The following is a 9,645-nucleotide window of genomic DNA, read 5'->3' on the forward strand; positions in this document are numbered from 1 at the left end:
CCCCTGTTTTTCTCCTATCAGTATAGGGAGGTAATCTGCTGCTGCATTTAACAGGTTACTTGCTCTATGGAGAGAGGCCGTAAGGATCATTTGTAGGCCCGCCGCTGGGGAGAGCGCGGCATGGGCCTGCACGACCGGCGCGGCATACAGTCCCGGACGCATTGACATCAGGTGTCCGGGACTGTTTTTTCTCCCTCCCCAAAAACGGCATACATCGCACGGAACGCTTTTACCAACATTATACAGGGGTTGCGGCCATAACGCAAGAAAGAGAGGTACGATTGACAGAGAAGGGCTTTGCATATCTGACACGCCGTATTGGTTCCACCACCTACAAGGTCAAGGTGCATTTCAGCGACGCCGGCACGGAGACGATGGCGGATAAAATCATGCGGATGATTCAAAATGAGGCGCTGACAAACAGCCCGGATTGTGGTACAATGAAAGCGCCACAAATGAGCCGTCAGTCTGGAAGGAGCGCCTAATGGCAACCAGACAGACGGAAACAGAGCTTATCACCGCGCTATACGAGCGCCTGTCCCGCGACGACGAGCTTTCAGGGGACAGTAATTCCATAATGAATCAGAAAAAACGGCTGGAGGACTACGCAAGGCAGAACGCCTTCCCCAATCCCCGCCACTATACGGACGACGGATTTTCAGGCGGAAACTTTGAACGGCCCGACTGGAAGCGGCTGATCGCGGACATCGAGGCGGGCAGGGTAAACTGCGTCATCGCCTGTGACATGAGCCGGGTGGGACGCGATTACTTACAGACCGGCTTCTATACGGAGGTTTTGTTCCGCCAGCGGGGTGTGCGCTTTATCGCCATCGGCAACGGCGTGGACAGCGCCGACCAGAACAGCGGCGAGTTCGCCCCGTTCCTCAATATCATGAACGAGTGGTATCTGCGCGATTGCAGCCGGAAACAGAAAGCGGCCTATCAGGTGCGTGGCAAATCCGGCAAGCCGACCACCAACAGCGTAATCTATGGCTACCGGAAGGACCCGGAGGACAAGCACCACTGGCTGATCGACGGGGAGGCCGCCGCCGTGGTGCGGCGCATCTTCCGGCTGAGCATCGAGGGGCACGGCGGTTATGAGATCGCAAGAATTCTGCGTGATGAACGGGTCGAGTGCCCGTCCTATTACATGGCCGCGAAGGGCTATGGGCGCTGGAAGAAAGCGTTAGAGAAAGCGGAACCATATAACTGGTACGGCAATACTGTGTGCACGATTCTTTCCAAACCGGAATACATGGGCCACACGGTCAACTTCCGTTCCCACAAGGAATCGTATAAGGACAAACGGGCGGTGCGCCACCCGCCGGAGGAGTGGCTGGTGTTTGAGAACACCCACGAGGCCATCGTGGACGCGGAAACGTGGCGGCTTGCCCAGCAGGTGAAAAGGACGGTGCGGCGCACGGACACCACCGGCGAGGCCAATCCCCTGACGGGGCTGGTGTACTGCGCGGACTGCGGCGCGAAGATGTACAACCACCGTGGCGGGCGCAAAAAGTACCCGGACAAGGGACAAGACCCCGCCACCGGCCTTTACCCCGCCGACAGCTATGACTGCTCCACCTATACCCTGACGTTCCAGAACATGACGAACAAGTGCTGTTCCCATCACATCAGCACAAAGGCGCTGCGGGCGCTGATTCTGGAAACCATCCAAATGGTGAGCCGCTACGCGATTTCCAATGAGACGGAATTTACCCAGCGGGTGCGGGAGGCGTCACAGCTCCGGCAGGCGGAGGCCGCGAAGGACCGGAAACGGAAGCTGAACCGCGACCGCAAGCGGAGCGCCGAGCTGGACGGCTTGATTAAGAAGCTCTATGAAGCCTTTGCCACGGGCAAGCTCACGGAGAGGCGGTTCGAGCTGCTGTCCGGCGAGTATGAGCGGGAGCAGGCGGAGCTGGACGAGGCCATCGGTAAGGCGCAGGTGGAGCTGGACGCTTTCAATGAGGACACGGCGAAAGCCGGACAGTTCCTCGCGCTGGCGAAGAAGTACACAGACTTTACCGAACTTACAACGCCGATGCTCCATGAGTTTATCGAGAAAATCCTCGTTCACGCGCCGGACCGCTCCAGCGGGGAGCGTGTGCAGGAGGTGGAGATTCACTTGAAATTCATCGGCAAATTTGACGTGCCGCTGCCGGAGCCGACGCCGGAGGAACTGGCGGAGGAAGAACGGCGGCGCAAACGCCACGCTGCCAACCACAGGAAATACCTGCGCAAGAAAGAGCGGGAGCGGCAAAAGAAGCTGGCCACCGGACAGGAACCTGAAACAATTTAATAACCAACCTTACGCCAAGTGGCCCGTGATTTTTCACGGGCCACTTTTGCGTGCAAAAAAAATGGAGGTAGTGGAATGAAAATCATCAGAAGGAATGAATATATCGCCGTGCCGGTTCGCCCCCTTCGGAGCGGCGCGCTGTCCGTCCGGGCCAAAGGGATGCTTATGGTGCTGTTCAGTCTGCCGGAGGACCGGGCGCTGACGGACTACGAACTTGTCTCCGCCTGCCGGATGACGCTGGAGGACGTGTCCGAGGTGGCGCGGGAGCTGGAGCAGGCCGGGTATCTCGTCCGCGAGGGCGGCGCGCTCCGTGTATTTGACGCCCCTCTGGACGACGGCGAACTTTAACGCTTGTGGGAACAGCGAACGAAAGCGGCCTTTTGTGCCGGTTCTTCACGGGACAGCGCCACGCCGGTCAGCGAAGCCGGTTCCCTGTTCCGCTGGTAAATTCACGGTTCCGCACGGCTTCACGCGAAACGGCGAAACCCAATATGCGCCCCCATGAACTGGACTACGCCGGAGGCGCTTTTATTTGATGGAGACAACTCACCAGACCGCGCCGGACGGCGAACGCGGCTCGCCGCAGAGAAAAACCGTTTCGCCGTCCGGCGCACCAAAAAAGGAGGCAGCTTGATGAACACGAGGAACGAAATCAAGGCTTACATCGTCCGCGAGGGCATGACCATGAGCGAGGTGGTGGAGAAGCTGGCGGAGGAACATGGCTGGAGCGCCAGCGTCCCCAACCTGTCCGGCAAGCTCCGGCGCGGCTCCCTGCGCTACCGGGAGGCCGTGGAGCTGGCCGACGTGCTGGGCTATGAAATCGTGTGGAGGAAACGAAAGTAACAACATCATCGGGGCGGTCTGCGTCAAGCGGGCCGCCCTTTTTCTGTTTATGGAGGATTCATGGGAAAAGAAAAAACAGGCGGCATTTATTTCAAGGTGTCGGACAGGGACCGGGCGCTGATTGAGCAGAAGATGGAGCTGGCGAATGTCCATAACATGAGTGCCTATATCCGTAAGATGTGCATCGACGGCTACATCATCCGGCTCGACCTGCCGGAGCTGGACAAGTGCGCGAAGTACCTGCGGGCGGCGTCCAACAACTTAAACCAGATTGCGCGGCGGGTCAACTCTGGCGGTGGGTACTACCCGGACAAAATTGACGAGATTCAGACCGCGCTGGCCGAGAACCGGGCGCTGTTTGGCAGCATTTTGGAACAGCTTTCTAAAATCAACTGACGTGGGCAGATCAGAGGAACCAAAAATCAGAACGACAAAATGTCGTTTTGATTTTGCAGTCTGGTGGGCGACAAAAATTCGGCCACCAGAAAATCAAACGGGCAAAATGTCCGCTTGATTTTTCAGGTGTCATTTTGCCATCCAAAGAATCAAGAACATGGGGAGCATTTTGCGCTTCACGTCAAAGCATTTGAAAGAGGGTGAAAAACATCGCAACGACAAGATTGATGCCCCTGCATACCGGCAGGGGCCGGAGCGTGGCGGAGGCGCTGGGGCGCACGACGGATTATGTGGAGAACCCGGACAAGACGGACGGCGGCGAATGGATCACCGCCTACGAGTGCGACCCCGCCATAGCCGATCAGGAGTTCCTATTCTCCAAACGACAGTACGCCGCGCTGACCGGGCGGGAGAAAAAGGACAGCGACGTGATCGCCTACCATCTCCGCCAGTCCTTCAAACCCGGCGAGATTGACCCGGCGACGGCGAACAAAATCGGCTACGACCTCGCCCTGTCGCTGACAAAGGGCAGCCACGCCTTTATCGTCTGCACCCATGTGGACAAGGCGCACATCCACTCGCACATCATTTTCAACTCCACCAGCCTCGACTGCTCCCGGAAGTTCCGAAACTTCTGGCGCTCGTCCTTCGCCGTCCGCAGGCTCTCCGATCTGCTGTGTCTGGAAAACGGCCTGTCGGTGATTGAGAACCCGAAGCCCAGCCGGGGCAGCTATGGAACATGGCTGGGCGATACAAAACCGCCCACCGTCCGGGCGCGGCTGGAGCAGCTCATCGACGGCGTTCTGGACACAGGCCCGAAGGATTTTGACAGCTTCCTCGCCACCATGAAAGGGTTGGGCGCGCGGGTCAAGCGAGGCAAGCATCTGGCGTTTCAGATACCGGGCGGCAAGCGGTTTATGCGCTGTGATTCTCTCGGCGCGGACTACTCGGAGGCGGCGATCTGTGAACGGCTCTCCGGCGCCCGTTTGGCTCCGACGAAACGGAAGGCGGCGGCACCTGACGCACCCCCAAAGCCAAACCTGCTGATTGACATTCAGGCAAAATTACAGCAGGCCCACTCCCCCGGCTTCGAGCGGTGGGCGAAGTTATATAACCTCAAGGAGATGGCAAAAACGCTGGTCTACTTGCAGGAGAACGGGCTGGAAAATTATGACGCGCTGGCACAGGCCAGCGACGCGGCGGGCGCGCGGTTCGACGCGCTGACGGACAAGACAAAAGCGAATGAAAGACGGATGAAGGAGATCGCGGAGCTGCAAAAGCACATCGGCGCTTACGGCAAGACCCGCGAGATTTACGCGCAGTACCGGAAGCTGCCGCCGAAGAAAGCGGCACGTTTTTATGAGGAACACACCGGCGACATCCTCTCCTGTCAGGCGGCGAAGCGGTATTTTGATTCCATCGGCATGAAGAAGCTCCCCTCTATCCAGTCGCTGAAACAGGAATACGCCGCGCTGTTGGCGGAGAACAAAAAAATCTACCCGGAGCTGAAACAGGCGCGGGCAAAGATGATAGAACTGATGACGGCAAAGAACAACGCCGAGCGCATCCTTGGCATGTCCGAACAGGACAAACGCCGTGACCGCCAGCGGGAGGAAGGACGGTAAAAAATCCTGTTCTTTGTCCGAGGCCGGGGTGCGGGGCAGCGCCCCGCGTATCGCCGGTTTTGCCGTACAATGGGCGGGCTGACGGCGGGGCAGGATGGAATCCTGTTCCCCGTCGTCGGCGCGGCCCATGCACGGCAAAAATCCAGACGGTCAAGGGGCTTGAGGGTGGAGATTTTCGGAGCGCAGCGGAGAAAATACGACCCGTCCCCTTGACGGTCTGGATAGGCAAGCAGACGCCGGAGGCGGCTTAAAAGGAACGGGCGCGCCAGCGTCCGTTCCTGCGGGGGCTTGGGGGCGGCAGCCCTCCAACAAGCAGTCCCGGTATATACCGGGGCATTGCTTGCCCCTACCTCTGCCCCAGGCTATCCGCTTCCATCAGGACAAAACCAAAGCCGGAGAAAAACTGCCGTCCTGCCCCGCTTTATCCGCGTGTCACTCGATTGGCAGCATGAGCCGGACGGAGGCGTAAAACACGCCGTCTTTCTGCTCAAACCGCGCCACCCCGTTGTACCGGGCTGCAATCTCCCGGACGGAGGCCACGCCAATTCCCACGCCTTCCCGCTTGGAGGACAGGGGTGTTCCGTCCTCAAATATGACGGCTGACACGCAGCTATTGTCCACCATGACCAGCAGCGTGGACTGGCCCTTCTGCTTCACGCGCAGCTTGATAAACTTTGTGTCCGCCGAATCCCGTTTGCAGGCTTCCACGGCGTTCTCCAGCAGGTTTCCGATCAGCACGATGATGTCCGTATCCGACACCTGGTAATTCTTTGGATAAGTGACCTTTGCCGCAAACGAAGTCCCGGCGTCCCGCGCCTGGGCCGCGTAGTAGCTGATGACGGCGTTCACCACGCCGTTGGCACAGAAATATTCCATCGTATCGGCTGGCAGCCTGTCCTTGTAAACAGCGACATATTCCGCGAGGCCCTTTTTGTCGTCGTGGTCGATATAGGACTGCACCGCCGCCAGATGCTGGCGCAGATCGTGGCGCGCCCTGCGCGTTTCGTCCATGTGGGCAGCGAGGGTGTCAAACTGTTTCTTTTGCGCCGTCAGGCTCCGGCCCGCATACTTTACCGTTTCCTCCAGCTGCGTCCGGCTGCGCGAGATTTCCAGTACCTTTAACGCCACATAGGACACATAGCAGGCTCCGAACAGCATGAGGTAACGGGACACCATAAACGGCCATGTGGCATAGGCGTACACGTCGCCGTTGAAGCAGTACAGCAGGCCAAACGCCGCTGAAAAAAGCGGGATTTTCCATAGATACCGCCACATGGTTTTGTCCTCAATTTTCAGCGCGTCCGCCACCGTATGATAGAAAAACCGGAGCAGGAACGGGCAGGTAATCAGGTAAAACCCGACGCGGGCGATGTTGTAGACCAGATACGGGTGCAGGTCTGAGAAGTCCCAGAAGAACCGGCTCTCAATAAAGTTGGCGTTGCCCATCACAAAGAACGTCCACGCCACCAGCAGCAGATAGGTAAACATCAGCTTTGGGAAGCTCTCCTTAATCAGCAAAAAGGAAAAGGCCAGATTCACCAGCATGAAGCCGTAGCGCATGAGCGTTGTCCACTGCGCCGCCGCCTCATAACCGCCCAGGTTGATGTAGTAAAAGGCCGCGCTGTTCGCCGCCGCCACGGTACACATCAGCAGCACGATATACCGGAAGGGAATCCGCAGCCTGTCACGAAACAGCCAGTACCGGGGGAGGCCGAAGGGGATAAAATCCAGGAACGGGAACAAAAGCACCATCAGCGTGTCAACCGTCTTCATCATTCCAGGCCGTCCTCTCTTTCCCGCTGAAACGTGTACTCGTCAAACAGCGTTTCTATTTTCTTCCGGTCACGCGCGGAGAATGGCACCCGTTCCCCGGTATCCATCACAAAGTCCAGCTCGTCAATCCGCTCCGCCCGTTCCAGATTGACGATGCAGCCTTTATAGCAGGTGATAAACTGCGGGTAGGGCGCGAGCTGTCCGGTAAATTCGCCAAAGGGGACGCGGAACCGGAAGACGCCGCGCTTTGCCGTGTGGATTTCTACATAGTGGTCGTCCTGTCCGCACCAGAGAATTTCCCGCAGAAGCACCTTGTTTTTCTCCACCCGGATAAACCGGGCGCTGCGGATTTTTGCGAGCCGTGCCAGCTCCATTGTTTTCTCGAATTTTTCATAGGTGAGCGGCTTTACCAGATAGCCGCAGGCCCGCACGGTGAAGCTCTCAACCGCATGGTCGAGGCTGGTGGTGACGAACACCACGGCCACAAGCCCGTCCTTTTCCCGGATTTTTTCGGCGGTGTCCATACCGGAAAGCCCGTCCATGTACTGGTCGATGAAAATCATATCATAGGCTTCCGGGGCGAAGCGGGACAGGAATGTTTCCCCGCTTTCAAAATCTTCAATTACGGGTGTTTCCCCCGCGTAGTTTTCGTCCAGATAACGGTTTAAGCACACCCGGATTTCATTCCTGCAAGCGGCAAGGTCATCTATAATGGCAGCTTTCATCGTCAAAGCGCCCCCTTTCTGTCGGAGCCTTTGCAGGCTCTTAGCACAGAATTTTTTCTATGTCAATCCCATTTTACAAAATAAATTGGGTTTGTGCAATGGAGTTTGACGCCAAAACTTGCAGTTTGACGCCAACCCATTGAAATCCGCTTCTTTTTCCGCTATGTTGGAGATAAGAAAGCGGCCAAATTGGAGAGGAGGAAACGTATGTGGAGCGTGGTTGTCTGTGACGGCGATGAAACGGAGCGGGAGCAGCTTTTAGAATATATCCGGCGCTTTGGCGGTGAAAAAAAACGGGAGGTGACGATGACAGGCTGCACCGACTGGCCGGAGCTTTATGAAAGGCTGAAACAGGCGGAGCCGGATGTGATTATCATCGCCCAGGACGGTGTGGAGGGGCTGAACACCCTCACGAATATCCATCTGCCGCCCCGGAAATTTATCTGGTTTTCCGATCTGGATTTTAGTTTGCAGGCGTACCGGCTGTGCGTACCCTGGTTTGGGAGCAAGCCGGTGACCTATCAGAAAATGACCCAGGCGCTGACACGGTGCATAGAGTTGGGGGCGGGGACCGGGGGCGCATAGAGCAATGAGAAAGTAATCAGACGGATTGGAAGGGTATACCCCTTCCAGCAGCTCTTACAGAGCTGCTGGAACTTTCCTCTTTTGTCCGTCCTTATAAAGAATAACAGGAGGGATTATGATGATACGAAAAAGAAAAAGACTATGGGCGATGTTTTTATCCGCTGCGTTGATTGTAACGCAGCTTCCGGCGGTGGCGCTGGCGGAGAACCATGCGCCGGAGGACGGGAGTATCGCGTCCTTTGAGCCACTGGACAGCGATGTGGCAAAGCAGACCGTCCCGGTGGGGACGGCGTATGAGGATTTGAACCTGCCGGACACGGTGACGGCAACGGTCTATCGTGTGACAGAGGATACAGTCATTCCAGACAAGGTGAATGGCGGCGAAGCCGACAGAGAGGGCGGCTCGGAGGACGACAGCGGCGATTCTTCCACCGCCACCCCCAGTGACGCAAAGGAAAGCGTTTCGGAGAACAGTTCCAAAGATTCTTCCATAAAGGGCAGTGGGAAAACGGTCACGACCGTCACCACGTCCAGGTCAGAAATCCCGGTGACCTGGGACAGCGAACCGGCCTATGACGGCGACACCGAGGGCAAGTATGTATTCACGGCGGATGCAGGCGGCTATGCCCTGTCAGACAACGCGAAGCTGCCGCAGATCACCGTGACGATTTCTGCGGACACGGCGGAAAATCCGGCGAACCCATCAACGGAACCGCTCCCCTGCACAAAGACCGAGGGCTGTACCCTTGTGGACGGGCATGAGGGCGAGTGCGTCACGGCTCCCCCGGAAAACGACGCGCTTGTAAAAACCATCACCGGCTGGACGTTTGTGGGAGATGAAAACTTGAACGAGGGCGAGTTGCCCTTAACCAGCGTGAGCATGGACAATCAGGCGGATTTTGACACGGTGGTTTCCATGCTGCCCGCGCAGATTTCCACCACAATCGAGGGAACGGAGGGCGCGGAAACACTGGACATCACCGGCTGGAGCTGCCCGGAATACATACAGGACGGCGATGATAACTGGCCGCTGACTGGGGACTACACTTTCACGGCGGCGCTCCCGGAGGCTACGCCTGCGACCCGCTCCCAATAGTGAAGGTGCTGCTGGGCGGAGCCAGGGTATATACCATCAACGACCGTTTTACGGTAGACCACTTTACCTACAAGGAGCTGGGGCCGGACACGGTCCAGCTCATCGAGTATGACAGGAGAAACACCACCGGGACGCTCACTATCCCGTCAAGTGTAACCAAGCCGTCAAACGGCAGGGCCTATATGGTGGTTTCCATTGGGGACTCTGCGTTTTCCGGCTGCAGCGGTTTCACGGGCGGATTAATTCTGCCGGATACCATCACCCAGATCGGGGACTTTGCGTTTTCCGGCTGCAGCGGCTTCACGG

Annotated in this window: 11 protein-coding genes; 9 read left to right on the forward strand and 2 right to left on the reverse strand. The window is 57.5% G+C overall.

Going from position 1 to position 9,645, the window contains the following annotated elements:
• Positions 1-281 precede the first annotated feature (281 nt).
• From DXA13_RS15785 to DXA13_RS15810, 6 genes are all read left to right on the forward strand, one after another.
• Positions 282-485 (forward strand): transposon-encoded TnpW family protein, encoded by a 204-nt coding sequence (locus DXA13_RS15785; RefSeq protein WP_181995707.1) that lies wholly within the window; start codon positions 282-284, stop codon positions 483-485.
• A complete protein-coding gene (locus DXA13_RS15790) occupies positions 485-2,296 on the forward strand; it encodes a recombinase family protein (protein ID WP_118245840.1) in 1,812 nt (603 codons plus the stop codon). Before DXA13_RS15785 ends, DXA13_RS15790 begins: the two co-directional genes overlap by 1 nt.
• Before the next feature lie 75 nt (positions 2,297-2,371).
• The gene (locus DXA13_RS15795; RefSeq protein ID WP_118245842.1) at positions 2,372-2,644 is read left to right on the forward strand and encodes a hypothetical protein; all 273 of its coding nucleotides are present in this window, start codon (positions 2,372-2,374) and stop codon (positions 2,642-2,644) included.
• A 285-nt stretch (positions 2,645-2,929) separates the two neighbouring features.
• Positions 2,930-3,139, forward strand: coding sequence for an LLM class flavin-dependent oxidoreductase (locus DXA13_RS15800; RefSeq protein WP_118245844.1), 210 nt, complete (start codon positions 2,930-2,932; stop codon positions 3,137-3,139).
• A 60-nt stretch (positions 3,140-3,199) separates the two neighbouring features.
• A complete protein-coding gene (gene mobC / locus DXA13_RS15805) occupies positions 3,200-3,535 on the forward strand; it encodes a plasmid mobilization relaxosome protein MobC (RefSeq protein ID WP_118245846.1) in 336 nt (111 codons plus the stop codon).
• Between the two features lie 209 nt (positions 3,536-3,744).
• A complete protein-coding gene (locus tag DXA13_RS15810) occupies positions 3,745-5,160 on the forward strand; it encodes a relaxase/mobilization nuclease domain-containing protein (RefSeq protein WP_118245862.1) in 1,416 nt (471 codons plus the stop codon).
• A gap of 432 nt (positions 5,161-5,592) precedes the next feature.
• Here DXA13_RS15810 and DXA13_RS15815 read toward each other — a convergent pair whose 3' ends face one another.
• Positions 5,593-6,936 (reverse strand): sensor histidine kinase, encoded by a 1,344-nt coding sequence (locus DXA13_RS15815; RefSeq protein ID WP_118245848.1) that lies wholly within the window; start codon positions 6,934-6,936, stop codon positions 5,593-5,595.
• Entirely contained in the window at positions 6,933-7,658 is a 726-nt protein-coding gene (locus DXA13_RS15820; protein WP_118245850.1) for a LytTR family DNA-binding domain-containing protein, read from the reverse strand. Before DXA13_RS15820 ends, DXA13_RS15815 begins: the two co-directional genes overlap by 4 nt.
• 207 nt (positions 7,659-7,865) lie before the next feature.
• Between DXA13_RS15820 and DXA13_RS15825 the strand changes: the two genes are divergently transcribed.
• From DXA13_RS15825 to DXA13_RS22020, 3 genes are all read left to right on the forward strand, one after another.
• A complete protein-coding gene (locus DXA13_RS15825) occupies positions 7,866-8,243 on the forward strand; it encodes a hypothetical protein (protein WP_118245853.1) in 378 nt (125 codons plus the stop codon).
• Between the two features lie 115 nt (positions 8,244-8,358).
• Positions 8,359-9,339 carry an Ig-like domain-containing protein gene (locus tag DXA13_RS22015; protein ID WP_243009177.1) on the forward strand — a complete coding sequence of 327 codons (981 nt, stop codon included), beginning with the start codon at positions 8,359-8,361 and terminating at the stop codon, positions 9,337-9,339.
• On the forward strand, positions 9,339-9,645 hold a 307-nt coding region (locus DXA13_RS22020), incomplete at its 3' end, for a leucine-rich repeat protein (RefSeq protein WP_243009178.1). The genes DXA13_RS22015 and DXA13_RS22020, both read left to right, overlap by 1 nt.

The sequence above is a fragment of the Clostridium sp. AM58-1XD genome (assembly GCF_003464085.1).
Lineage (GTDB): Bacteria > Bacillota > Clostridia > Lachnospirales > Lachnospiraceae > Lachnoclostridium_A.

What these genes read in the sequence shown, in the direction of transcription:
- DXA13_RS15790 (WP_118245840.1), top strand. Translation starts at nt 485, where the DNA reads ATGGCAACCAGACAGACGGAAACAGAGCTTATCACCGCGCTATACGAG.
- DXA13_RS15795 (WP_118245842.1), top strand. Translation starts at nt 2,372, where the DNA reads ATGAAAATCATCAGAAGGAATGAATATATCGCCGTGCCGGTTCGCCCC.
- DXA13_RS15800 (WP_118245844.1), top strand. Translation starts at nt 2,930, where the DNA reads ATGAACACGAGGAACGAAATCAAGGCTTACATCGTCCGCGAGGGCATG.
- mobC (WP_118245846.1), top strand. Translation starts at nt 3,200, where the DNA reads ATGGGAAAAGAAAAAACAGGCGGCATTTATTTCAAGGTGTCGGACAGG.
- DXA13_RS15815 (WP_118245848.1), bottom strand. Translation starts at nt 6,936, where the DNA reads ATGATGAAGACGGTTGACACGCTGATGGTGCTTTTGTTCCCGTTCCTG.
- DXA13_RS15820 (WP_118245850.1), bottom strand. Translation starts at nt 7,658, where the DNA reads ATGAAAGCTGCCATTATAGATGACCTTGCCGCTTGCAGGAATGAAATC.
- DXA13_RS15825 (WP_118245853.1), top strand. Translation starts at nt 7,866, where the DNA reads ATGTGGAGCGTGGTTGTCTGTGACGGCGATGAAACGGAGCGGGAGCAG.
- DXA13_RS22015 (WP_243009177.1), top strand. Translation starts at nt 8,359, where the DNA reads ATGATGATACGAAAAAGAAAAAGACTATGGGCGATGTTTTTATCCGCT.